This window comes from Lentimonas sp. CC4 (genome assembly GCF_902728235.1).
Taxonomy (GTDB): Bacteria; Verrucomicrobiota; Verrucomicrobiia; order Opitutales; family Coraliomargaritaceae; genus Lentimonas.
The window spans coordinates 232408-257605 of sequence record NZ_CACVBO010000001.1 but is presented as its reverse complement, the minus strand read 5'-3'; the positions used below and the strand labels follow the sequence as shown (position 1 = coordinate 257605).

The following is a 25198-nucleotide window of genomic DNA, read 5'->3' as shown; positions in this document are numbered from 1 at the left end:
CTTCTCATGGTTTTGCTCCTCGCGACTGCAGTCGCGATGATTGCTTTTTCATTGCTCAGCACCACGTCTAATTCGGCTCGAATTACAGAGCGGCATGTGGCTCGATTGCAAGCAGAGTCCACGGCAGAAGCGCTTTTGGAATATGGAGTGGCGCAGTTGGCAGATCAGTTGGAGATGAAAACATCGTTTACCGATGATGAGTTGCAACCAGGTAATAGCCCATTGGTGATTCCTGATTCTGCCGCAGCTTTCTTTGCTGATACTAACATCGATATTAGCTCTCTGGAGTTACGCGCTGGGGTGCTCCCCTCTGGCGATTGGGAATATATTAGCCCGGTCGATCTGCTTTACGAATATGATGAATTGGCGGGAAAAATCGTTTTTGCGCGTGCGGTAGAACTCTATAGTAAAGCAACCGTGGCAGCGAATGGAGGCGGGGATGTTACGGTTTATTTAAATGAGACTTTTGTTGTCCGAGATGCTCCGTTGTTTACGAATGCTATTTTTTATAATTCAGACTTAGAATTCAATCCCGGTTACGATACGGATGTGGTCGGGCCTGTTCATACGAATGGTAACCTTGAAGTGGGAGCGAATTCAGGATATGATTTGGTTTTCAAGGGGAAAGTGACCTCGGCTCAGGAGATCTTTCGTAATGACAACTCAGGTGATGTCTATTTTCCTAGTAGTTTCGATCCCTTGACGCTTGCTAAAATGATACAAGGTGGCAGTGCGCTTGATTCTGATTCTTCGGATTGGCTGGAGGATTCGACAGATCGCTGGAATGGCTTTGTTCAGGATGTTTCGATGGGAGTTAAGCCGCAGAGCGTTGTCGCGTTTAATGAGTATACGCCTGATGATCCGAACACCGCAGAGAACGAAAGAGACAATAGTGCGTATGCGCTGATTGAGCCTCTATTACCATCTGGGCATGCGGATCGAAAAAACGAAAGCGTGCGCAATCAGAAGATGGCTTATAAGGCTGGACTCGTGATTAAGCTTGAGCCTGGTGGAGTTCTGAAAGGATATGCGCCCGTTCGTTCAAATTCTTCGAATGCATTGAGTCCTGTGGTGCTCGATAGTAATGGAGATGTTACCTATACTGAAGTGACTTTGCCTGCCGACTTGATTGGCGATCCCGATTCGAGCTTCACCTCGATTGAGAATAATAGACCTGAGTATTATAATAATGATGTCGTTACTACTACTGAAACCTACACTTACACGACTGGTAAGGGCAAAAACAAGGAGACGGTTACTGGCACTCGAGAGGTTACTACCGATAGCGTAATCGGCGGACTCTACGATCACCGCGAAAATCGAGGTGTGGACACTGTCGCTTTAGATATGGAACGCTTAAAACACTACATTGACAGTAAGGATAATTCGGGAACTGGTTTCGATGGCACTTTTGATGTCGAGAGTCAGTGGAATGGCGTTGTTTATGTCGAGTTTCCCACTTCGCTATCGACCACAGACGGAGTATATGACTACGGCACTGCAACCAATGATTATCATATCGTGCCAGCTGTCGACTCGGAGGCAGATACGATTGAAATGGCGCTGATGTTAATCGATGCGAAGGAAGTTCCAGAGCCAACGAATGTTGCAGAGCCAGGATTTACCCTTGCTACGAATGCGCCCACCTATCTGGTTGGCTCTTATAATGCGGATGGGTCGCCTCATACGAGTGATTCGACTGAGCCCGATGACAGTTCTGAACAGCCAGCTGCGATTCTTGCAGATTCGATTACATTGCTTTCCGACGATTGGCCTTCAAATCGAGCGAACTCGAATGTTGACGGTCGAAGTAATATTGAGAGTGACCGACCTGCGAGTTCTTACATCGAAATTGCAGCAGCACTGGTGACTGGGACTCCGAATGCGCTTCCGTCGGGTGCTTCTTATCCGACGACTGATGCCAGTCGGCCGAATAGTTTGGGAGTCATTAACTTACCTCGATTTTTAGAGTATTGGGGCTCGAGCCGAACTGTGACTATTCGTGGTTCCTTGGTTTCGCTGTTTGAGAGTGAGGTGCGCCCAGACGGAGCGCCTAGTAATTTTAATGACTATTATGTGCCGCCCACTCGCGATTGGGGCTACAATACATTATTTAGTGAAGGCCGTTTTCCTCCAGGCACTCCTGTTATTCGGAATTTTCGTAGAATCAATTTTTCGAATATTACGAAGTCAGAATATGATGCAGCCATACAGAGCTTAGACGATCTATAGATATGAAATTTTTGTCTATTATTTGTGCCTTATTCATTTTTGGGGAGGCTTCTGCACTGCCGTTGAAGTCGCTGGTCATTCCAGGCCAGGTGCCAACGTTGCCAGTTTCAGTTCGAGTCGATAGTGAAATGATGGACGGCTTCATGGCTGAGACAGTCGTGGTGTCGACTCGAGACTTTTCCCTTTCTTCGGGAATTAATAATATGTGGTATCTGCCCCGAGTTGAAAATGGGGCAGTTGCGAATTTTAATCTCGGGCGTAAGAGATATATTGGAGGAGATCTTCGTGTGTATCCTAGGGGTGGGGAGTCTCCTGGGTGGGTAGATGCGCTTCCAGAGTTACTCGTGGCTGCGCAGTCGAACCCTGCGAATGAAGGTGTGCGCTTCAAGTTTAATGAGGATGGTTCGATTCAATTTTTACTGCCCACAGTCAATAAAGGGAGAGAAATTTTGGATGAAAACGGTAAAGTGGTTTTTTCCAACAAGAGAGAGGTGTATCCGTCGATTTGGGGGAGTCACTATTATGTAGTGGAGTATGAGATGACTGAGAACTCTGGCACCGAAGACGAGATTCAGTTGACTGTGAATGAGTTATTCCTTCAGCTTGATTCTGTGGACCTGCATATTATCTTTCGAGCGCCCACACAGTATCACGCTAGTTTGTATCAATCGTTTATGAGCTATCTGAAGGATTTTTATATATCCAAGGAGGATTAGCGGCAATTCGGCGGGGAGTGTTTGAAAACCCGCGTCATTTTGAGCTAGCCCACCGCGGTCGGATTCGCCAGCCTGCGTGCTGTGAATTTACCGAACCTTCTCACGCTATCTCGTATTCCGATCATCTTTGCGGTGGTGGCTCTCTTGTATTTACCTGTTACTGGGGCTAGCACTGTGGCCTTTGTGCTGTTTGTGATCGGTGCAATTACCGATTGGGCGGATGGCTACTACGCGCGTAAACAGGGCATCGTCTCCAATTTCGGCAAGCTCATGGATGCACTCACCGACAAGGTCTTCATGGTGGGCTTGTTTATTACCATGGTGGTGATGGGCGAGTTGCCGGGGCTATGGTCGCTGTTTCTATTACTGCTGATCTTGAGCCGCGAGTTTTTGATCACTGGTTTGCGCTTGGTGGCAGCCAGTTCTGGGATCATTTTGGCCGCAGAGAAGTCTGGTAAGAATAAGACGGTCTTTCAGATTACTTCCGCAATCTTGCTGTTGCTGGCGATTGCGATCCGCAAAGATATGCCGAATTTATTTCCTGCAATCTTCGGGTATACGTTTGATGGGATTCTTCACTGGGCGGGCGTGCTTTGCTTTGTGTTGGCTGCGTGGTTGACGATTTCATCTGGCACGAAGTATATGATCAAGTATTGGTCGGTATTCATCGGGGAGGATGAAAATAAAGGTGAATAATATAGAACGCTATTTTCCTTGGACGCGCTTTATCTCCACACCCGTGGTGGTGAATCTGGCAACATTGGGCCCGCTGGGCTTGGTGAAAAAAGGCCCCGGCACGGTTGGTAGTGTGGCGGGTATCGGCCTGTATGCCGTGCTGTTTCACCATGCCACGCCGCTGAGTTACCTCGTATTGATGCTGCTGTTCACCTATTTGGCAGTTGCGATTTGTGATACCGCCGAGCGCCGTCTGCAAATGCGTGACCCTGGCATGATTATTCTCGATGAGTTGATCGCTGTGCCGTTGGTGTTCCTCGGGATGAATGGACCAGATGGATTAGTCGCCGAGCATGGTGGCTGGCCAGTATTGTTCGCTGGCTTCGTGCTCTTCCGGATCTTTGATATCGCTAAGCCCTTTGGCATTTCGAAATTGCAGAATCTCCCCGGTGGCCTCGGCTGCGTGGTGGACGATCTCGCTGCAGGTCTTGCGTCCTGTGTCGTGCTGCATTTGATCCTGCACTTCTTTTTCTAAGGGTAGTTTATTGCTCATGACGTTTTTAGATAAGCTAGAGAAGCGCTTTGGACATTGGGCGGTGCCAAATGTGGTGCTGTATATCATTATCGCCCAATTGGTCGTGTATGCGCTGGTGTTGGGCGGGCAGGTTTCGTTTGGGACGCTGCCGCTGATTCCAAAGGCGGTGTTGGGAGGTGAAGTGTGGCGCTTATTCTCCTTTTTGATTTCGCCGCCGAACATTGCGGGAGGGGCAATGAGTGCGCTCTTTTTAGCATTTTTCTGGTATCTTTTCTGGATGATGAGTTCGGCGCTGGAGCAGATCTGGGGGGCGTTTCGTTTGAACGTGTATCTACTCTGCGGGGTCGGTTTTACGATTCTAGCCGCCTTTGTTGGGCAATTTGTTTCGCCTGCTACGACGATTGTTATCTTTCCTGATTTTCTCTATTTGAGTGTGTTTCTGGCCTTTGCCGTGAACCATCCGAATGTGGAATTTGCGATTATGCTGATCTTACCAGTGAAAGTGAAGTGGTTGGCATGGCTTGCGGTCGGGCTGACGGCATTCTCATTTTTGGGAGCACCGTCATGGGGGGATCGTATCGCGATACTCGGCCCGTTGGTTAATTTCTACCTGTTCTTCCGGAAGGACTTGTCGAATTCAGTGGTGAGTCGTCAGCGTCGTAAGGCCTTTGCCAAAGAGAAGGTCGAGCGCGACAATACGGCCTTTCACACCTGCAGCGAATGCGGTGCCACTGATCAGACGCATCCCGAGCGGCACTTTCGCTATAAGACCGTTGATGGTGCTGCCGTTTGTATCTGCGATACCTGTCGAGGGGGGGCGTAGTCTGGGTGTGTTTACGGTATGCTAGCCGTATGCAAACCTGCTCTCTACGAGACGCATGTGCCACAACCGGCAGGGCAGTTGTTTTCGTTTTCTGGGTGTAGCACGCGCTTCTGCGCGCAGCGCCGAGCGTGTTTTCTTTGTGCGTATGGTATTTGCTATTCATCGCGATTGTGTGCATGACAGTGTGAAGGATCTGACTCACCCCATTGATTGCTATGTGTTCTACGACTAAAGATACCATTTGCCTACTGATCGATGCCGACAATTCGCCGGCGGAAAAGATCAATTTTATCATTGAAGAGCTTGCCAGTTACGGGGTTGTGAACATCCGCCGTGCGTATGGGAACTGGACGAAGCGTGCATTACACGGTTGGGAGAAGGTGCTGCATGATCATGCGATTCAGCCGATTCAACTGTTCGACATGGTGAAGGGTAAAAACGGAACCGACATCGCGTTAGTGATCGACGCGATGGACATACTCTACACGAAAGAGGTGCAGACGTTTGCGATTGCTTCGTCGGACTGCGACTTCACGCCACTCATCATGCGGCTACGAGCTGAGGGTAAGAAAGTCATTGGTTTTGGGGGCCAAAATACGCCGGCTCCCTTTATCAACGGATGCACCAAATTTCTTTATCTCGACGAAGATGCCGCAGCTAAGGCGCGTCGCAAAAGCTATAAGGTCTCCGCTGCGGAACTTAAAGAGAATACGAAGTTGATGCAGACGCTCATCACGGCCGTCGAGACTCTAGCGGATCACGATGGCTGGGCTGACCTCGCGCCTGTGGGGTCGCATATCTCTAATCAAGGCCCCTTTGATCATCGCACTTATGGGTTTGCTCGTTTGCGTGATCTGTTTGGCGCTCTTGATACGTTTGAAGTCAAGACGGCGCAGCAGAATAATCAGATCAGCTACCGCGTGCGCTTGAAAACTTGAACTGACTGCTGCTGCGGGCAGCGTTCGACCATTTTTAACTGTTGCTCAAACAACACTATTTTCTGACTCGCATAGAATACAGTTTTTGGTGCAAGTTCTTTAACGTCATTTTTGACCCCTAATCACCCTAATTCTTTTTTCTATGAAACGATCTCTTTTTTTACTCCCCCTTGCGCTGGCCACGACTGTTGCTGTTGCCCAGCAAGACGATTTTGATAAATTGGTTGCTGAGGAGAGTTCGTCTTCATTTGAGCAGGCTGAAGCTGCTCGTGAGTCGCGTGGCACTGTGGCAGATACAGCTGCCGCGAAGGCGGCGACACAGCGAGATTCGGCAGCAGCGGAGGCACGCGTGTCTGAAGATACCGCCTTGGCAGATCGAGAGACGCATAAGGAAGCGCTTGGCACGATGCTGGATACAGCTGCTGTGGATGCAGTGACACAGCGAGACTCGGCCGCAGCGGAAGCACGCGTGGCTGAAGATACGGCTTTGGCAGATCGGGACTCGGCCGCAGCGGAAGCACGCGTGGCTAAAGATACGGCTTTGGCAGATCGAGATACGCATAAGGAAGCGCTTGGCACGATGCTGGATACAGCTGCTGTGGATGCAGAGACACAGCGGGATTCGGCAGCAGCGGAAGCTCGCGTGTCTGAAGATACCGCAGATCAAGATGCGCATAGAGCGTCGCGTGGCACGATGCTGGATACGGCTAAAGCCGATTCAGTGACACAGCAAGATACGGCAGCTGCCGAAGCACGTGTGAAGCATGACTAGGGGCACTCGAGCGCTTGGAAGACTCGGTATGTGTGAGTCTTGGTAGGGCGCTCTACTTGCTATTCTTGATTTTAATACTGCAAATATAACCCAATGCTTCGTTTTACTTCCGCTTTGGTATTCCTGCTTTTAGCTTCTAATCTAAATGCAGAAATTCTTTATCACGATACTTTTGATCAGGATGGTCTGACCACCAATAAAGGTGTCGGAGGCGGTGCTGTCAGTCGGTCTATTCAGTCTCATAGTTGGGCTGATGACGGGAATGCGGTATATCGGTCCACAGGAGTCGGCGATTCCGATCGAGCGATTCTTTTTTCAAAGGATAGCTTTCAAAGTGACACCGGATTTAAACTTACGGTTCGTTACTTTACAGACAGCCTCAGGGGAGCTGGTGGGCATGATCTATCGATCGGATTGATTCGTAGCGACAGTGGTCTCGCCAGCTATGATGGGTTGAATCCCTTCAGGGCAAACTCCAGTGTCTATGGCATTGGTCTGAATGTGATCGCAGACAGCGGAACTGCAGGGCAGGGGATTCATTTCAGTAACGGCTCCAGTAACGAGCAATTGGATCAGTCAGGCACACGAGCTCAATTTGTGGGAGGGGCGGCCACGACAGTCACTCTGGAAATCGAAAAGGGTGGGTATTGGTGCTACCGTATCGATGGAGTCTACGAAGATTCCGGTGTGCTGGTTGAAGGGATCGATCTGAGTCAAAGTTATCATGTCGTAGTTTACGGCCAAGGGGGTGCCGGCAACCGAAAAATCCTTCAATTCATCAAATTGGAAACCGCGTATGCGCAGGGTGAACGCGCCGCTTCTTCAAGAGGCACATGGAGCGGTGGCATGGGCTTAGATAAGATTCAGGATCTGAAGACCTTGGATACCGTGCAAGTGCGGCTGACTGATGGTGCGGTGCTGTCGGCCTCACACTGGGCGCCTCATCGGATACTCGAATATCTATGGGGAGGTGATCTCGATGAGAAAGGTAAGCCGATCAATCTCTGTGTGCCACGCTGGGGCGATCTAACCAAACCTGAGCCTGAAAACGACCCGATTCGAGAGAAGATGTTAGCGATCAAGGCTGCTGGGTTTAAAGTGAAGGCGTATGCGAATTGTGAGAATTTTAATGGCAGTAACAGCAAGGAGTGGGAGGTCATTGCTCAGCGTTGGAAGGACTTTTGCGATACAAACCCAAAGGTCGTGGCCTTTGTAAATAGCCAGCCGTTCCATACCGGGGTTTGGGATCGAAAGAAGCAGCAGTATGTGGATGCGTCGGAAAAGTTCCCAAATCGTAAATACATGTTCTGCTATACGGAGATTGTGCTGAAGGATTATGCGCTGCGTTACGGTGATCTCATTGATGCCTGGATTTTTGATTCAGCAACGGACATCAACCAAGCAGGTGATAATCCGGGTAGCGGTGTGGTTGAAGAGCAACGGATCTATCAAGCCTTTGCGAAGGCGGTGCATGCGGGCAATCCTGAGATCGCGATCGCGTTCAATAATGGACGAAGCACCGTGAAGTCTAAGAGCTATCCTTTTGCGACTCCGACGCATTACGATGACTTCACCTTCGGGCATGGCTTTGGTGGCAATAATAGTCATGGCGATAAGAAGGGCGGGCAATTCGGCAGAAACTATAAACATGTGCAGAAGATGACTGAGACCAATGGCTACGTCTTTGCCGGTGGTCAATGGGAGTGGGATGACCTGATTGTTGGCAATCTGCACTCAAAGTTGGCGACGACTGGCTGGAAGTCTGGCGGAAAGTTGGCTTGGGAAACCGAAGACTTCTTGCAATGGAATTTAGAAGCCATGCAGGCAGGAGGCATCATGACTTGGGATGGCTCGGCCAACTCGAAATACAATAGGAATTGGACGCTTCGAGGGTGGTCATACGAGTTGTTAAAAGCGCTCGACGATTATTTAGCGGTGCATGAATCGCCCGGCACCCCAAATTGGGCGAGAGCCTATACCGTGCTGCCTGATGCAATAGCAGGCCGTCAATATCAGCATGAGTTGCTAGTAGGCAAAGATCTCTGGGATCCTGAAGGTGACCCGATCACTGCGATCACAGCCTCTGCGGATGCTCCCGAATGGTTGATGATCCGCCAAGACCCCGCGAATTCAGAACGTTGGGTGCTCGGTGGTGTCCCGACCGCACGGTTAGAGGACACGGTTCAGTTTGATCTGATCGCAAAGGATTCCAATGGCATGGTCGGCACTCGATCAGTCAAACTGCATTTCGGTAGTCACAATTAATAGAGCTAGTGTTGCGGCTGACACTGCGGAATCGCTATTCTAGCGTAGGGGCTTTGCTTGCGAAGACCGCGCAAAGGCCAACAGCACACATCGTTCTGTAACGCGTCCTGCCCCCGCGGGTGCCGCCCCTCGACGAGCTCTGAGCCTTGAGCCTGTCGAAACGGCCAGCAGCACCGCTACATTCATTCTATTTAAGCCTAAGTTCGTGCCATTCCGTAGTTTAGGGATTCAACATTACCCGAGGTCATTATTCATTTGCAAATGGCGCGATTCAAACAAAGGACAGTGTCATGAAAACAATGACTTGCAAACAACTGGGTGGCGCGTGCGACGTGGCGTTTCACGCAAATTCTTTTGAGGAACTGACTGAGCTCAGTAAAGCGCACGGCATGGAAATGTTTCAGCAGCAGGATGCTGCCCACATGGCAGCGATCGGTCAGATGATGCAGCTCATGCAGTCCCCCGAAGCGCTCAATGAATGGATGGAAGCGCGACGAGTCGAATTCGAAGCTTTGCCCGAAGATTAAGCCGAGGAAGGTTGTTTACCAGCCGCGCATCAAGAATTGTGATTTTTTGCTCAATCCATTCGGGAGGGACGAGCTCTGCCTCGTCTTGCGGTGTGCTGGTGCTGAGGCGCGGCTGACGGCAGCGTAGAACGCTGCAAGTGCAGAGGCCGTCCCTCCCGAAGGCCAACGCCCCTACGTTTCAGCTTCGACTGATACCATCAACTCTAGCTTGCGTTCGATCGCTTTCAAACGGCGACGATGCATCGTGACTGCGAGTGGCTCGGTCTCGTCGTCTTTGGCTTCTTTCTCCATCACTTCAAGCTCGTGGCTAATCTGGTCGTGCTCTGCGCTGAGGCGCTCCTTTTCGGCAGCACGCTCGGCTTTGTCGAATATGCGCTCGTCGGGCGCGTCGATATTTTTGACTCTGGGCTGCTGACCTTTGGTTCTTTTGGGAATGAATTTTTTCCCATCGGTGATTGGACGCTGCGCCATGATATTCGGAGAGGCGATTTCAATGTCCCCCTTGTGCAGCGAATCGAGCACGGCTTTGTTCAGTTTGGAGCGTGTGCTGACGAGCTTGGTAACCTCGGATAAAAAGCCCCCGACGCGATAAGAGACGGAGAAGTCGCCTAGTTCTAGTATTCTGACAAAGGGCTCTTCCAGTTCTACGGCATTGGCAGCTTCGATGAGTTTGGGTTCGATTTCGCTGTGATCGATATCGTAGCCAAGCGAAACAGTGGCGGAGACCACTGTGCCAGAGTTCTGCACGACTCGGAAGGGATTGGTCATTAAATAGAGATTGGGCACAGTCATGAGATCGCGGTCTTCAGTTTGAATCTCAGTGTGTAATAGGCCACGTTCGGTAATACGGCCAAAGTGCTCTTCGGATTTAACGAAATCCCCAACCTTAAAACTGCCAATCGTTCGGGACATGATGCCTGCCATGGCATTGGACACAATGGTGGTAGACGAGAGGGCGACGACCACGGTGAGTGCGACACTGATTAGGCTGAAGAGCTGCCCCTTCATTTCGTCGTGGATTGGCAGCGCTAGAATCACCGCGATTAAACTCACGACGCTTATTGAGATGATTGTGATGTGCCGCGCGAAGTTGTTCTGAACCTGGCGCGAGTGGGCACGGGCACGCATCAACTTGTCCGTGGCAATCAGTATCAGCACTGCGCTGAGGAACGTCGCCGCGAGTGGGCCAATCAGTTCTAGCACTTTGAGGAATAAAGTCATGCGCACAGGATGCCTTAGAATGCTGTGGCGACAAGACTAGATCGCAGTGTGGATTGTAAGGGGAAGGTTCAAAGGTAACCGTAGGGCGCGAGCTTGCTCGCCGCAGCGACAACACTGGCACGTATTCGATTGCCACGCGGCGCTACTTTGCAAGGAGGCTGACTCATAAATATTACTGACCTAGTAAATTGCTGATGTGACTGCTACGCTCTTAATTTTACGCGTCATCGCGTTTAGTCCTAACGAATCACACCTTGAATCGCAGTCAGGCGCCGAGAGGTGGTTGAGCTAATGGGAATAATCTGAGTCTGCAGTTCTTCGCCGCTGCCTGGAGTGGCTATCATGATGACGCCGTTTTCGACTGTCCAATCATAGCCAGCTTGTCGGCACATGAGTGATAAGTTACGTGATAGGGAGAGCTTGCGGGTCTTGATGTTGACGGTGGGATCTTTGCCTTCGATGGGCTGGCAGTGATGCATTTGTATCTGGGAGGAGCTCAAAGAACCGGGTTCATAGCGAAAACAAGAAGACACAAACTTATGGGTAAAGATCAGGCTCCGCCTCGTCCGTGCGGTGTGTCGGTGCTTTGGTTGAGTGCTTAGGCTCTGCAGACGGCAGCGTAGAACGCGGCAAGAGCGGAGGCCATCCCTCCCGAATTCTCAGTTGAAGGCCATACGCACACAAAAAAAAGGACGCTCCATGTGGAGCGTCCTTTCGTTTTAAATGATTCAGCGTTCGATGTTGAGCGTTTGACGTTCAACGTTCATGCCGCTTCGGCATCTACTAGCCCTGGATCTCTTCGAAGGCCCAGTCGAGCCATGGCAGGAGGGCTTCGATGTCGGCGGTGTCCACCGTTGCGCCACCCCAGATGCGGAGACCGTCGGGTGCGTCGCGGTAGCTGCCGAAATCGTAACCGACGCCTTCTTTGTCGAGCAGGCTGACGAGTTGCTTCGCCTTGGCGGCTTGCTCGTCGGCTGGAAGGGCTTGATACCAGTCTGCTGTGATCTTGAGGCAGATCGATGTGTTGGACACGGTGGCTGGCTCTTCGGCGAGGAACTCGATCCAATCGGTCTTCTCGACCCATGCAGACAGTGCTGCGAGGTTGGCTTCGGAGCGTTCGATCAGCTTCGGTAGGCCGCCGATGCTTTCTGCCCAGCGTAGGCCGTCCACTGCGTCTTCGATGGCGAGCATGGAGACGGTGTTGATCGTTGCACCGCTGAAGATGCCCTTGATGAGCTTGCCACCCTTTGTCAGGCGGAAGATCTTAGGCAGTGGCCATGCGGGTGTGTAGCTTTCGAGACGCTCAATCGCGCGTGGGCTGAGCACGATCATTCCGTGTGCCCCTTCGCCACCCATGACTTTTTGCCATGACCATGTCACGACGTCCAACTTCGTGTAGTCGATGTCCATTGCGAAGACCGCAGAGGTCGCGTCGCAAATCGTGAGGCCTGCACGGTCGGCTGGGATCCAGTCGAGGTTGGGGACTTTGACGCCTGAAGTGGTGCCGTTGTAAGTGAAGATGACGTCGTTGTTGAAATCAACTTTGCTGAAGTCTGGCAGTTTGCCGTAGTCGGCTTCGTGCTTGTTGACGTTGTCGAGCTTGAGCTGCTTGAGCACGTCAGTCACCCAACCGGAGCCGAAGGACTCCCATGCGCACATATCAACGCCACGAGCGCCGAGGAGTGACCACATTGCCATTTCCATCGCACCGGTGTCGGATGCAGGGACGATGCCGCAGACATAACCTTCGGGTAGGCCGAGGATGGATGCGGACTTGTCGATGACTTCTTCGATGCGCGCCTTCGCTGGCTTTGCGCGGTGAGAACGGCCGACAAGTGCTTCGTTGAGCGCTTCAAGCGACCAACCGGGGCGCTTGCTGCAAGGGCCGGATGAGAAATAAGGACGTGCTGGTTTGACTGTTGGTTTCATTGTTTAATGGCTAATGAATGATGAATAATGACTGATTGCTACCTTACTCGGCGGCTTTGGCTGTTTTCTTAGCAGCCTTTTTAGCTGCCTTCTTCGCAGGACGTGGCGCAAATTCGAAGCCGATCTTACCCTTTTCGAAGTCGAGGGTGAGGTGCGCTTTGAAGGGGCGCTTGGTGCGCTTTGAGATGAAGCCGTCGAGCAAGGGTGTTTTACCTTCGGTGAAGAGCTTTTCCACTGCTTCAGGATCGAGTTCCTTTTGTAGGATCACCTTGCCGAGGCGGAAGCCGTCGGGAGAATCCTTTGGCTTGAACTCGGGCACGTGGTAGGCCTTTTCAGTGCCGTAGAATTTCGCTTCGAGCCCGTTTTGTAGCGTGAGCGTCTTGATCAACTGGTCGTCGGTCAGCTCATCGGCGGAGTCGAGATCGTCGTCGAATACGAAGTTGGTCTTCCACTTGCCGATCTTGCCCGTCTTCGTGACGTTTTGCACAAGCTCTAGAGCGGCGCTGAACGGTTTGTTGAAGCGTGATACGAAACCTTCCATCTCTGGCAATGCTTTCGTGGTGAAGAGTTGAATGGCTTCTTCCTCGGTGAGCTTGCGGCCAGCGATATGCTTGGAAATACGGAAGTCGCATTCTTCTTCGCGACACTCGTAAGTGGCATCGGTTTGCTTGAGGCGCGGAGCTCCACAGGCAGGGCAGGCGCATTCCAAATCTGGGAAGGTGCGGTTGACCAGCATTTCCATGCGAGCGCGGGCTTTGCCGACGACGTCTTCGGTGAACGTGGCAATCTCTTGCATGAACTCGGCGCGTTGGAATTCGCCGCGCTCCATCTTGTTAAGCTTGGCTTCCCAGTCGCCGGTCATCGATGCGGAGCTGAGCGCTTTGATCTCCATCTCTTCGCAGAGTTCGATCAATCGCAGGCCTTTGCCGCTGACGTTGAGGTCGCGACCTTCGCGGGCGATGTATTTCTGGCGCAGCAGGCCTTCAATCGTCGCCGCACGTGTGGCGGGAGTGCCGAGTCCGCGCTCGGACATGGCTTCGCGTAATTCGTCGTCGTCGATTGTTTTACCGGCGCCTTCCATCGCAGCCAACAGAGTCGACTCCGTGTAGCGGGCCGGTGGCTTGGTTTCTTTGTCGAGCACTTCGATCGTCTCCGTGCGGGCGTTTTCGCCTTGAGCGACACCGACGAGCTCGTCCTTCTCGGCAGCAACGCCGGGGACGCGGCCATACACAGCGAGGTAGCCAGGTTTGACCAGCGTTTTACCATTGGTCAGGAACGTGTCGGCTTCGGCACCATGGTTGATGGTGGTGAGGCGCTTGGTGACTTCGAATTCGGCGTGTGGGAAGAACACGGCGACGAAGCGTTTGACGACCATGTCGTAAAGCTTGGATTCCTGCTCGTTGAGCTTAACAACACGGCCAGTTGGGATGATCGCAAAGTGATCAGAGACTTTGGCGTTGTTGAACACGCGCTTGGTGAATTGCACGCGGTCGTTCTCAATCGCATCGGCTGCCCATTTTGCGGTGGCGTGGCCGGAGCTAGCGAGGTCGCGGAGGGTCTCGTAAACCTTGCTCATGTAGTCTTCGGGCAGGTAGCGAGAGTCCGTTCTCGGGTAAGTGAGCATCTTGTGACGCTCGTAAAGTGCTTGGGCGAGCCCGAGTGTGTTCTTGGCCGTGAAGGGGGCTTCACGCTGGAGCGTGGTCAAATCGTAGAGCTGTGGCGCGATTTGTTTGCTCGGCTTAGTTTCCTCGGTGACGGTGCCGGTCTTGCCTTGGCAGCGGTCGTGGATGGTCTGCGCAGTGGCTTTGTCCCAGACGCGTTCGGCACGGCCATGCGGCTGCTCCTTGTTCTTCTTGAAAGTGGTGTCGATCCATTTGCCGGGGTATTCGCCCTTGGCAACGGCGAACTCGGCGTGGATTTCCCAGTAGTCTTCGGAGACGAAGGCTTTGATCTCGCGCTCGCGTTTGGCGAGGATGGCGAGTGTCGGGGTTTGCACACGGCCTGCCGCTGTGATGTTGAATCCACCGTGACGTGAGCGGAAGCAGGTGAGGGCGCGAGTGGAGTTGAGGCCGACGAGCCAGTCGGACTCAGAGCGGCACTTCGCGGCGTCTGCGAGGTTGGCCATCTCTGCGCCGTCGCGTAGGTTATCCCATGCTTCGAGAATTGCCCCAGTCGTCATCGATTGCATCCATAGGCGCTTGACGGGCTTTTGGATCTTACCGATGTCCATGATGTATTGGAAGATGAGCTCACCTTCACGGCCGGCGTCACATGCGTTGATGATGACGTCGAATTCCTTCTTTTTCGCCAAGCTAAGGACGTGCTTGAGGCGATTATGTGTCTGTTCGATGGGCTGGAGTTCGAATTTCTTCGGGATCGCTGGCAGCACTTTGAAGTTCCAGGGCAGGTTTTTACCGTTGGGGCCAGTTGGCATCTTCAGCTCGACGAGGTGGCCGACTGCCGAAGTGATCGCGGCGTTTTCATTCTCGAAATACTGTGCATCGCGGGATTTGCCCTTTTTCTCAAACTTGCCTAGGTGCTTGGCGAGTGCTTTGGAGAGGTCAGTGGCGACGGAGGGTTTTTCGGCAATGATTAAATATTTCATGTGATCTGTGACTGTCTGTCTTTAAAGAGGTGAGCCTTCGTATAAGACGAAGGCTCTGGAAAAATGGACTATATAGTGGGGTTATCGATGGCTGATCGCTTGCGCATCCGGGAAACACATACATGCCGCTAAGCAACCGAAAATCCAGTTGTGGAGGGGTAACATGTATAGGATGCGAATATTCATCAGTTGGAAAAAGGCGTAAAATTATCGTGTGTCGAGGGAAATGGAGTTTGGCGATCTCAATCTCTTCCCGCATTACTTTGACTTTGTTAAACGGGGATCGCTAGGTTTTCGGTAAAACAGGCGATTAAAACTGGCGTCAATCCTGTTTCTAATTTTTGAGAGACCTTTCACTTATCACATTCATCACTTTCACTCTTTTTCATGTTACGTAAATTCCGCGAAGACCTAGCGCGCAAGGGCAATGACTTTGCGCAATTCACTGCGGATGTGATCTACGATCGGCAGCATGGGCGTGCCGCGGAGATTTTCGGTTCGTTCCTCTATGGGCTCTCGTTTATCTTTAGTTTTGTCGTGCAACTACGCTGGTATCTCTACGAGCACCGCATTCTCCGCAATAAGCCACTTGGTTGCCTAGTTGTGGTGGTGGGGAATTTGACCGTCGGTGGCACGGGGAAGACGCCTGTGGTGGAGAAATTTGCGCGCACGCTGACGGAGCGCGGCCGTAAAGTGGCCATTCTCAGCCGTGGTTATAAGAGTAAGAAAGAGCCATTGCTTAAAAAAATGTGGCGTAAGCTCACACACGGGGAAGAAGATCCGCCGAAGATCGTCAGCGATGGTAAGAATGTCCTGCTTGACTCGGAAGTAGCTGGAGATGAGCCGTTTATGCTCGCATCGAACCTTCCGGGGGTGGTGGTGCTCTGCGATAAAAACCGTGTGAAGGCGGGCTCGTTTGCCATTCGCCGCTTCGGCTGTGATACGCTGATCCTCGATGATGGCTTTCAATACTTGCCGCTCAAAGGTCGTTTAAACCTGTTGCTCGTTGATAAGACCAACCCGTTCGGTAATCAGCACCTGTTGCCGCGTGGTATCTTGCGCGAGCCGATTAAGCATCTGTCACGTGCGAGCTATATCTTCCTTACGAAGTCCGACGGTCATCAAGACGAGGCGTTGTTGGAGCTGATTCGCGAGCATAACCCCGACGCGGAAATCATCGAATGCTCGCACCAGCCGCAATTTTTGCAATGCGTGGACACGGGTGAGCAACTACCGCTCGAGACACTCCAGGGCGCACGCATTTCAGCCTTTAGCGGTATCGCTTCGCCAGAGAGCTTCGAGAATATGCTGCGCGGCTATGGAGCGGAGATTCGCGAGAACCACCGCTTTCTTGACCATCACCGTTTTTCGCGTGCCGAGATTCAGCATGTCTATGATCAGGCAGCCGAGGCGAAACTCGATATGATTGTGACCACGGAGAAAGACGCCGTGCGCCTATTTGAGGACATCAAACCGACCATTCCGATCTATTTTCTTCGCCTCGAAATCGACATTCTATCAGGGGAAGAGGACTTCGAGGGAGCGGCTGCCCGTATTTGCTTGCCGCGCAATACCCCAGAGCAAATGACACGTCCGCCGTTGAATACGATTAATTAAGTGTTGTCGAGGCATGGAAGATGCTTGAGTCCGAGCCATCTCTTCGCCACTGCTCAATAGCTTCCTTTTAGACTAACATTACCTACTACCACCATGGCTTCTTCACCCGCCGGCGCAGCTCCGGAAATCGCATCCAAGGATATACAAGACCTCGAGGTCAAAGACGCGCAGATTATCTTCCAATCCGTTTGGACGATGCTCGTTGATGAGATCGGCGAAGAGAACTTACGTTTTCCGAAGGAAATTTTCTGGCTGAATGGTGCGCCTGGCGCAGGTAAGGGCACGAATACCAATTTCATTATGAACTTCCGCGATTTGACTGCGCCGCCGGTGGTCGTCAGTTCGCTGCTGGAAAGCCCTGAAGCGCGTAAGAAGATTGATGCGGGGATGTTGGTGGGTGACCGCGAGGTGATCGAAATTATCCTACGTAAGTTGCTGGAGCCGGTGTATAAATCCGGGGCGGTGGTCGATGGCTTTCCACGCACAAAGGTGCAGGTGGAGTGCGTGAAGTTACTGTTCACCAAGCTTGTAGCGTTGCGTAATAAGTATGCCGCGACCCTCTATTCCGAGTATTTCAAAAAGCCACACTTCCATATCGTCGTGCTATTCGTAGACGAGAAAGAGAGCGTGCGCCGTCAAATTTATCGTGGAGAGCAGGCTCGTATTCATAATGAAAAGGTCAAGGAGTCCGGTGATGGCGAGTTGATGGAACTCCGTGCGACCGACCTCGACCCAGAAGCAGCGCTCAATCGCTACCGCACTTTTAAGGAAAAGACTTACGGCGCACTCAAGGATCTACGTGAGATCTTCTTCTACCACTTTATCAATGCGCATGGCACGATCGAAGAAGTCCGTGGACGTATCGATAAGGAGCTGCGCTATCAGGGCTCACTCGAACTCGACGAAGCCACTTACGACCGTCTCTCATCGATTCCGATCGCCAGCACGCTCTCGAAGCATGCACGTCAGGATCTCGTTGATCGTCTCGACTCCTATGAGCAGCGCCAGAATGATCTCTTCTCGCATGTTGTGGATACGATTAACCGCGACTTTATGCCGATCGTTCAACGTCATGCGATTTCAGGCATGGCTGTGGTGAATACCGAGGATCGGTTATTTGATGATACAGTGGCGCTTGCCATGTTGATCGATATTTTCTCTGAGCGTGGTTACCATGCGATTGTAGACGTCCGTCGCGAGGAAGTGCCTGAGTCGATCGATCCGAAGACCTTTAAGATCAAGAACCGCATCAAACGTGTTTGCCGCGTGCGCGTGCAGTTCAAGGGCTCCGAGATCCGTCGCGGGCGCTAATTCGGCTACGCCGAATAGTGAGAGTGGTAGTGAGAGAGTGATAAGTGATACAGACATTCTTGTCTGTTTTTCAGCTGCCACAGGCACCGCTACATCATCGTTGCGCTCTAAAACTCAGTAGCGCCTTTATCACTTTGGGAATTCTCCGCATCAGACGGCTGTGAAAGTCATAGTCGAAGAAATCCACTCTGTGCCCTAGACTTACTGCGTTATGTGCGCTTAGTATGTGTCATCTGACTTAATACTACCCTTACATATACAACTATGAGCGATACTGCCGAATCGACCCGAATGATCAATGCGAAGACCTTTATGGAGGTCTTGATACGTTTTAGCCTAATTGCCTTTATTGTGGTGCTGTGCGCCAGAGTGTTTGCACCGTTTACTGGCATTATGTTGTGGGCCTTGATTATGGCAGTTGCGCTCTACCCAGTGCACCAGAAGTTTGTGAAGACCTTTAAGTGCAAGCAAGGCAGAGCTTCGACAATCATGGTGATCCTATTGATGGTGGGCTTTGGTGTGCCGATGTTTTTCGTTGCCAATGCAGTTCTGGCACGTGCGCAGCATGCGCACAATGCCTTGGTCACTCAGACCTATGAGATCGATCCTCCCAAGGAATCGGTGGCAGAATGGCCAGTTGTGGGCGAGCGTGTGTATCAAGCATGGGATGCCGCAGCGACCAATTTACCTGAGTTAATTAAGAGTAACCACGACTTACTGGTCAAATACAGTAAGGATGGGCTTGGTTTTGCAGTGAGTGGTGCCAGTTCGATGCTTAAACTTTTTGCCGCCTTCGTCGTGGCCTCAGTGATGATGGCCTTTGGTGACTCCGGTATCGCGGGACTGAAAAAGATTTATCGTCGTGCTTGCGGACCTGAGAAGGGCGAGAGTATGCGTAAGTTGTGCACCGCGACGGTGCGATCAGTTGCAGTTGGCGTGCTGGGTGTGGCAGTGATTCAGTCGCTGCTCTTTGGTGTGGGCTTTATCTTTGCGGACATTCCAGCAGCGGGTGTGCTGACATTGATCGTGCTGATCTTTGGTATTTTACAACTCCCTGCGCTGCTGTTGGCTGTTCCAATTATTGCCTACATGTGGATGGTCGGTGATGCCTCTTCGGTGATGAATGTGGTCTTCACGATTTTCTTCATCGTCGCAGCACTCGCGGATAATGTGCTCAAACCGATGCTGCTCGGGCGCGGTGTCGATGCGCCGATGCCAGTTATTTTGATTGGTGCTTTGGGCGGTATGATTACTGCCGGTTTTATCGGTTTGTTTATCGGTGCAGTGTTATTGGCTGTCGGCTATCAAGTCTTCATGGGCTGGGTCGACGAAGATCCGCACGCTGAAGAGCTGCATGCGTCATCGGTTCCTGCCTCCGAGGAGGCGTGATCGGCATGCGTCCAACGATGACGCAGAGGTGTTATTTGCTGCTTAGCTCTTCAACACTTTAATCAGCGAGATGAAGTCGTCATCACCGTGGCCGGCGGCTTCGGTTTGATTCAGGCACTCGCAAACTTGCTTTAGGATCGGCAGCTCACCCTTGCTACTTTGCTGCGCCAGACGCATATCCTTGTGCATGTTCTTGACCGAAAACTGAGGCGCGAAATCTGCGTCGCGTAGTTTCGGCTCCTTGAGTTCTGCAAGCCCTGACCATGCGACGTTCTGCTTCATCACCTCAAAGAATGTGTCGTCCTCAATGCCTGCATCGCGACTCATCGTGATACTCTCGCAGAGCGCTTCTGTCATCACTGCGATTTGTAGATTCATCGCCAACTTGATCGTCGCCGCTTGAGCGGGCGAGCCGATATGGAATTGTTGAGCGGAGATCTGTGCCAGGGGTGGTTGCACGCGTTTGATATCCTCCGGTTCGCCGCCCATAAAGAATACCGTCTTGCGCACTTCGGCGGCTGGCTTGCTACCTGTGAAGGGGGATTCGACATAGCTCGCACCGGTGGCGCGCACACGTGCGGCAATGCGCTCCGCGCTCGCGCTGTCGATGGTCGAAGACTGAATCACGCAATGCGTGTCAGTGAGGAACGGTTCCAGTTGATCGAGCACCGACTCGACCGACGCCGCATCATACAGGCAGATTTGTAACAGCGTCGCGCGTTCTGCGCACTCCGCCAGCGTTGCCTGCATCAGATCGAGCTCAGGCTTCGGCGTGCGATTCCACGACGCGACTAAGCAACCGTCCGTTTTATAGTGTTCCGCCCAGATGGATCCGATGATGCCAAGGCCAATGACTGCGAGTGATTCTGAATTCATGCCTGCAGCGTAACGGAGTGCCCACAGTTTTCCAGCGTAGAAGCGACACTCCTGTCGCTTTCGTTTACGCGGTCGCCTAATGGATATAGCTGCTCAGAAGTTGTATGATGGCACGGACGGAATTTAGAGATGCAGTTTCGTTGGCTGTGTGATAGCCGGTGGTTGGAATTTGTAGGGTGGTGCCGCTGATGTTACCTTCGGTGGCTGCGATGAGACGGCCTAGTTCCGTGCGGCCCAGAGACATGGGGGCCGGGCGGTTATTGTCGAGGTTTTGCTGTTCGATCCATGCGTCTTTGTAGCTGGTGCGAATGCCTAATTGCTGACAGCGGTCCGCAACTTCAGCGGTGAAGCAAGGGGCGAATGCTGCGCTGGCATCTTTATTGCGTAGCACGACGTCTTGTTCGGCTGCGGCTTGTGGAGTCGGGTAGGGGCTCGTGTCTAGCACTAGCAGCCGATTTGTTTTGATGTTATTCCGTTGAAACCAAGCGAGCGCATAGCGCCAGCTGCGGCCTGCTTCTTCTTGAGCGGTAAACAGAGCGGTGCCTTTGAATCCTTTACGGAATAAATAAATGATGAGTGCAACGCTCAGGACATTGTCAAGCTGAGCAGAGAGGTGCGTGTCGGTCACTTGTAGCCGATCAACGAAGGAAATACAGCTGCCTGGCTGTAGGAAATTGAGGCCATCTAATTCGAAGATCAGATTCTTTCGCTTCGGGCAGAGGTAGCCGTTGGAGATCGTTCCTTGTCCGAGGTAAGTGCCGACATACGGGAGGTGTGCTTGCACGCGTTGGCTGGTGAAGCGGTCAGCGACGTTGGCGATCATTTGCTCGGAGATCGAGTCGCCGGTCAGCTCGCCACGATTGCCGGATATAAATGCGGCGTATTGAAATTCGTTCGGCCCCGTGCAGATCAAGCCGTTGCGATCGACATGCGCTGAAATAATCAAATCGTTGGGCGCACTGCCTTTGGCGACTAGCAAGCCGAGGTGGTATTCAATTTTGACATCCACTTCGTCTAATTCACGGCGCAATACGCGAAAAAAGGAATCTTCCGAACCGACCACTGAGGGCTCACGCACCAGATGGCGCAATATTTCTAAGAATTCGTCTAAGCTGTCTTTACTTGCTGAGGTCATAGTGCTGATGGGTGGAAATCAGCAATGTGGTGCTTTTGGGCCGGAATGCACTCGAAAAGCGCTCGATGTGTTTTTGGTTCAGTTCGCCGGCGTTTTTTTAGGACTTTGCTTGATCAGCTGATTGCAGTCGCGAGGTCGCCGATGGATGGGGCAAACAAATAGGAGCTTGAGACGGCAACGGAGAATTCGATGAGGCGATCTGAAATGTTGTCTTCGGAGAGGCCTAGCATGCGTTTGAGCTGAATGTCGAATCGCTCGATCTCACAGGAGAATCCGAGGAAATACAGCCCTTGTTCCTTGGCGGATGCAAAGGGGGAACTGCGTCGCCAAATTTTCATCGCCTTGCCGTCCACTTTGACGTCGGTTCGGCTGACATGTGAGTTGGGTGGCATCTGCTCGCCTTCGAGTTCGATGTCCGTGGCTTTGGTTCGTCCAATCGTTTGCTCTTGTTCGTGCGTCGAGAGGCCATGGAAACGCTTCATTTTATGGTTCCACTTTTGAGCCAGCAAATAGGAGCCGCCTGCGCCAGGTTCGCCGTTTGGAATAATGGCGGCTGCAGCTCTTTGGTCTTCTTTGGGATTGCCAGTGCCGTCGACAAATCCAGTGACATCTCTGCATTCGGCATTTACGAACCCTGCGACTTCTAGGCTGAGTGTGGCAATCGGTTCCAGTGCTGCTTGAATGGCTGTGAGCGCTTCCGCGAGCACGGTTAGGTCGTGCGCCTGTATCCACAAATATAGATCACATTGAGTGCTTGGAATACTGTGATTGTTTTTTCCGCTAAGGGTTTGAAAGTCCTGCAAATCCGCGGGGCTGATATTGGGGTGGAGCTGTGTCCATGTCGCTTTGCCAAAGGCGATCAGTAATTCAACCTCCTTGGGCTTATTGGAGAGCACTTCTTTGAGTGCACCTTTAAGAGCCGCTACCGTAGTGCCTGGGGCGACCTGGTATTCCAGGTTATGAGAGTGGCTGCAGCGTGGGTTGAAAATAGCCGCTTGTGGGATGGATTCTATGTTCATAGGAGTGGGGTGAACCGTAATTTGATGTGAGTGAGGATTTTGTAAACGGCGATTTGATTCGGTTGTCGGTGCGGTGTGAGGTTGAATGCGTGGGCTGCTTGGGGAGGGACGGCCTCTGCGCCGTCAGCCGAACCTCAGCACAGAACCTCCGCACCCACACAGCGCAGGACGAGGCGGAGCTCGTCCCTCCCGAATTGGTTGAGCAAACATCACAATTATTGTGAATTCCAATGGTGTAAATTACGGATCAGTCGTAACTGAGCTCGACTACGCTTTTTACCAATTATACTGCGGCCCCTCAGCCGTGGCAGTCGGATTTGTGCTCCGTATCAAACGTGAAGGCGTCTTTCGTTCCGATGAATTTCCCTTTTGTCCATAGCAACTCAATGAGTTCTTTGGATGATAAATGATCTTCTTCGCAGGTGCAGAATTTACTCTCAGCGCCGAATGTTTCGTCGATCGCGGCTTGTAGGCGCTCGGTGCTATACTGATCGCCTGAGGCAATCATCATTTCGATGACTTTGTGTCCGTGGATGTCTGATGCTGTTGAGTTCATTGTTTTATATAGTGATTGTTAGTGAGTGGGATAGATGCATTGGGCACCCGTGTAGATGGACTGGATCTGTAGTGTTAAGACTGCCTTGGGCGTGTAGGTGGTTGGCATCCATTCTTTGGCTGCAGTAAGCGCTTCATCGGTATCCGTGTAGATCGGCTGACATTTGAGTTGATAGGCTACGAACTCCTCCGTGATGAATAGGAAGGAGCAGCTCGATCCACGCAGCAGATTGTCTCTTGTTTTAGAAAATGCGCTATCGACGATCTCGATGTGTTCATCGACGCGACGCATCACGCCGACATAAATTGAGTTGGGAGTGCCGTCGCGATCGACTGTGCAAAGAATGCTAGGGTCTTTGCGTTGTTCAAAGGCAGCCCAAAAGGTGTCTGGAATGTTCATTATTTAAAGAGTGCTGGATTGATCTGATATTTTTTCACGCGCAGCCCTATGATGCGTTCGGAGATGTCGAGTTGGCGCGCAGCACGTGCGAGGTTGCCCTTATGCTCCTTCAAGGTATTGACGATCATCTCGCGTTCGACCGCGCTGATTGCAGATTGAAGCGATCCATTTTGTGTGATGGTTTCTTGGTCGCTACGTTTCTGTAATGTCGGTGGCAAGTGCATGGCTTCGATGGAACTGCCCGCGGCTAGAATAGCCGCTCGTTCGATCACATTTTCTAGCTCACGCACGTTGCCCGGCCAATGATAGCTGTGCAGTAGGTCGATTGCCGCAGAGGAAATCCGATTGAGATGTTTGCCGTTTTGACTGCTGAATCTTTCCAAAAAGAAATCAGCCAGTGCAAGGGTGTCGGAGCGACGCTCGCGTAGGGCGGGCACATATATAGGGAATACGTTGAGTCGGTAATATAAATCTGAGCGGAAACGTTGGGCTTCGACCATAGACTCCAAGTCGCGACTCGTCGCGGTGATGATGCGCACGTCGACTTTGATGGATGAGTTTCCGCCGACTCGTTCGAATTCACGCTCTTGGATGACGCGCAACAATTTGACTTGGACGGATGGTGAGATGTCGCCGATTTCGTCTAGAAAAATGGTGCCGCCATCGGCCTCTTCGAAGCGGCCTTTGCGTAATGCGTGTGCGCCAGTGAAGGACCCTTTCTCGTGGCCAAATAACTCACTCTCAATGATTGAATCGGAGAGGGCCGCGCAGTTGAATTTGATGAAGGGCTTGTCGGCGCGTTCGCTTTGTTGATGCAGCGCTTTGGCAACGAGTTCCTTACCGACACCACTCTCGCCACGAATTAGGACGGTCGCATTGGTGGGCGCGACTTGTGAAATGTTGGAATAGACCGAGTGCATTGCACTGGAATTACCAATGATGCCTGCGGGATTCTTGCTCTTCGTGCTGATTTGTTTCAGTAGACGCTCGTTCTCCTCTTCCAGTGCATTAAAACGTTCTGAGATGCGTAACCTAAAGTTCAGTGCTTGCGCAATGACGCGTGTGATCAGTGTTAAGATTTGAGTGGAGGATTGTAAGCTAGATTTCCGATGTGCACGTTTTTCTACAGTCAGTAAGCCGAATGTCTCGGGGCCTGACTTTATTGGCATACAAATAAGGGCAATGCGCTCGTTCTCCTTGAGAGCTCGTTCTTCACTCTGCATGTCGATCTCGTTCGAGATGTCTGGGATGATCATGCAGGTGTCTTTCTGGATCGTTTCCTGAAAGACTGCGGCGTGACGGTGTAAGTATTCGTCGTTCTTGATCTCTTTGGTGTGGCTGATGGTTTCCTCCAGTTGTAACTTACCATCGTTGGGATTGAGTATGCTGATCGTGCAACGGCGCAGCTTTAAGGTCTCGGACACGTGGTTCATGACCGGGCGTAACACATCTTCAAGTTTGATGCTACTCTCCAACATGTGCGAGATGTTGAGCAGCATGCTTAAGTTCGTTTCAACCCCACAATGTGCCAGCTGGCTGCGGGAGATCCCTTGGCAGCCGCGCATGTTATCATCAATCAGTGGTGTAAAATCCATACTAGATGTTCAGCAGAACGAGTTCCTACTGTGGATAATGCGTGTTTTTTGTGCGTTACTATT

At 51.8% G+C, this 25198-nt stretch carries 22 protein-coding genes; 12 read left to right on the top strand and 10 right to left on the bottom strand.

What is annotated here, in order from left to right; all coding sequences use genetic code 11:
- Positions 1-6: 6 nt before the first annotated feature.
- The 9 genes from GZZ87_RS01130 (at position 7) to GZZ87_RS01090 (ending at position 9483) form a co-directional block, all read left to right on the top strand.
- Entirely contained in the window at positions 7-2232 is a 2226-nt protein-coding gene (locus tag GZZ87_RS01130; protein ID WP_162027157.1) for a hypothetical protein, read from the top strand.
- A 2-nt stretch (positions 2233-2234) separates the two neighbouring features.
- On the top strand, positions 2235-2948 hold the full coding sequence (locus tag GZZ87_RS01125) for a hypothetical protein (RefSeq protein WP_162027156.1): 714 nt from the start codon (positions 2235-2237) through the stop codon (positions 2946-2948).
- An 81-nt stretch (positions 2949-3029) separates the two neighbouring features.
- Entirely contained in the window at positions 3030-3644 is a 615-nt protein-coding gene (gene pgsA / locus GZZ87_RS01120) for a CDP-diacylglycerol--glycerol-3-phosphate 3-phosphatidyltransferase (RefSeq protein WP_162027155.1), read from the top strand.
- A complete protein-coding gene (locus tag GZZ87_RS01115; protein WP_244648139.1) occupies positions 3637-4158 on the top strand; it encodes a phosphatidylglycerophosphatase A in 522 nt (173 codons plus the stop codon). Before pgsA ends, GZZ87_RS01115 begins: the two co-directional genes overlap by 8 nt.
- A gap of 16 nt (positions 4159-4174) precedes the next feature.
- Positions 4175-4981, top strand: coding sequence for a hypothetical protein (locus GZZ87_RS01110; protein ID WP_162027153.1), 807 nt, complete (start codon positions 4175-4177; stop codon positions 4979-4981).
- A 215-nt stretch (positions 4982-5196) separates the two neighbouring features.
- A complete protein-coding gene (locus GZZ87_RS01105; protein ID WP_162027152.1) occupies positions 5197-5919 on the top strand; it encodes an NYN domain-containing protein in 723 nt (240 codons plus the stop codon).
- Between the two features lie 142 nt (positions 5920-6061).
- Complete coding sequence (locus GZZ87_RS01100; protein WP_162027151.1) at positions 6062-6691, top strand: hypothetical protein; 630 nt, start codon at positions 6062-6064, stop codon at positions 6689-6691.
- 93 nt (positions 6692-6784) lie between these two features.
- Positions 6785-8956, top strand: a complete 2172-nt coding sequence (locus GZZ87_RS01095; RefSeq protein WP_162027150.1) for a hypothetical protein — start codon at positions 6785-6787, stop codon at positions 8954-8956.
- Between the two features lie 290 nt (positions 8957-9246).
- Entirely contained in the window at positions 9247-9483 is a 237-nt protein-coding gene (locus GZZ87_RS01090; protein ID WP_162027149.1) for a DUF1059 domain-containing protein, read from the top strand.
- Positions 9484-9654: 171 nt separating this feature from the next.
- On the opposite strand, the gene GZZ87_RS01085 is transcribed toward GZZ87_RS01090, so the two are convergent.
- From GZZ87_RS01085 to topB, 4 genes are all read right to left on the bottom strand, one after another.
- Positions 9655-10704, bottom strand: coding sequence for a mechanosensitive ion channel domain-containing protein (locus GZZ87_RS01085; RefSeq protein WP_162027148.1), 1050 nt, complete (start codon positions 10702-10704; stop codon positions 9655-9657).
- Positions 10705-10943: 239 nt separating this feature from the next.
- The gene (locus GZZ87_RS01080) at positions 10944-11183 is read right to left on the bottom strand and encodes a hypothetical protein (protein ID WP_162027147.1); all 240 of its coding nucleotides are present in this window, start codon (positions 11181-11183) and stop codon (positions 10944-10946) included.
- A gap of 304 nt (positions 11184-11487) precedes the next feature.
- Positions 11488-12633, bottom strand: a complete 1146-nt coding sequence (locus tag GZZ87_RS01075; RefSeq protein ID WP_162027146.1) for a phosphoserine transaminase — start codon at positions 12631-12633, stop codon at positions 11488-11490.
- A gap of 43 nt (positions 12634-12676) precedes the next feature.
- On the bottom strand, positions 12677-15238 hold the full coding sequence (gene topB / locus GZZ87_RS01070; RefSeq protein ID WP_162027145.1) for a DNA topoisomerase III: 2562 nt from the start codon (positions 15236-15238) through the stop codon (positions 12677-12679).
- Between the two features lie 387 nt (positions 15239-15625).
- Between topB and lpxK the strand changes: the two genes are divergently transcribed.
- The 3 genes from lpxK (at position 15626) to GZZ87_RS01055 (ending at position 19555) form a co-directional block, all read left to right on the top strand.
- The gene (lpxK, locus tag GZZ87_RS01065; protein ID WP_162027144.1) at positions 15626-16855 is read left to right on the top strand and encodes a tetraacyldisaccharide 4'-kinase; all 1230 of its coding nucleotides are present in this window, start codon (positions 15626-15628) and stop codon (positions 16853-16855) included.
- 93 nt (positions 16856-16948) lie between these two features.
- Entirely contained in the window at positions 16949-18166 is a 1218-nt protein-coding gene (locus GZZ87_RS01060; RefSeq protein WP_162027143.1) for a nucleoside monophosphate kinase, read from the top strand.
- A 264-nt stretch (positions 18167-18430) separates the two neighbouring features.
- On the top strand, positions 18431-19555 hold the full coding sequence (locus GZZ87_RS01055; protein WP_244648138.1) for an AI-2E family transporter: 1125 nt from the start codon (positions 18431-18433) through the stop codon (positions 19553-19555).
- A gap of 42 nt (positions 19556-19597) precedes the next feature.
- Here GZZ87_RS01055 and GZZ87_RS01050 read toward each other — a convergent pair whose 3' ends face one another.
- The 6 genes from GZZ87_RS01050 to GZZ87_RS01025 all read right to left on the bottom strand — a co-directional run bounded on the left by GZZ87_RS01050 (position 19598) and on the right by GZZ87_RS01025 (position 25135).
- Positions 19598-20431: an NAD(P)-dependent oxidoreductase gene (locus tag GZZ87_RS01050; protein ID WP_162027142.1), complete on the bottom strand. Its 834-nt coding sequence runs from the start codon at positions 20429-20431 to the stop codon at positions 19598-19600.
- 76 nt (positions 20432-20507) lie between these two features.
- Positions 20508-21566: a peptidase M42 gene (locus tag GZZ87_RS01045; protein ID WP_162027141.1), complete on the bottom strand. Its 1059-nt coding sequence runs from the start codon at positions 21564-21566 to the stop codon at positions 20508-20510.
- 113 nt (positions 21567-21679) lie between these two features.
- Positions 21680-22585: a Dyp-type peroxidase gene (locus GZZ87_RS01040; RefSeq protein ID WP_162027140.1), complete on the bottom strand. Its 906-nt coding sequence runs from the start codon at positions 22583-22585 to the stop codon at positions 21680-21682.
- A gap of 298 nt (positions 22586-22883) precedes the next feature.
- Positions 22884-23141: a YecH family metal-binding protein gene (locus GZZ87_RS01035; RefSeq protein ID WP_162027139.1), complete on the bottom strand. Its 258-nt coding sequence runs from the start codon at positions 23139-23141 to the stop codon at positions 22884-22886.
- 18 nt (positions 23142-23159) lie between these two features.
- Positions 23160-23540, bottom strand: a complete 381-nt coding sequence (locus tag GZZ87_RS01030) for a pyridoxamine 5'-phosphate oxidase family protein (RefSeq protein ID WP_162027138.1) — start codon at positions 23538-23540, stop codon at positions 23160-23162.
- On the bottom strand, positions 23540-25135 hold the full coding sequence (locus GZZ87_RS01025) for a sigma 54-interacting transcriptional regulator (RefSeq protein WP_244648137.1): 1596 nt from the start codon (positions 25133-25135) through the stop codon (positions 23540-23542). Before GZZ87_RS01025 ends, GZZ87_RS01030 begins: the two co-directional genes overlap by 1 nt.
- Between the last annotated feature and the right edge of the window lie 63 nt (positions 25136-25198).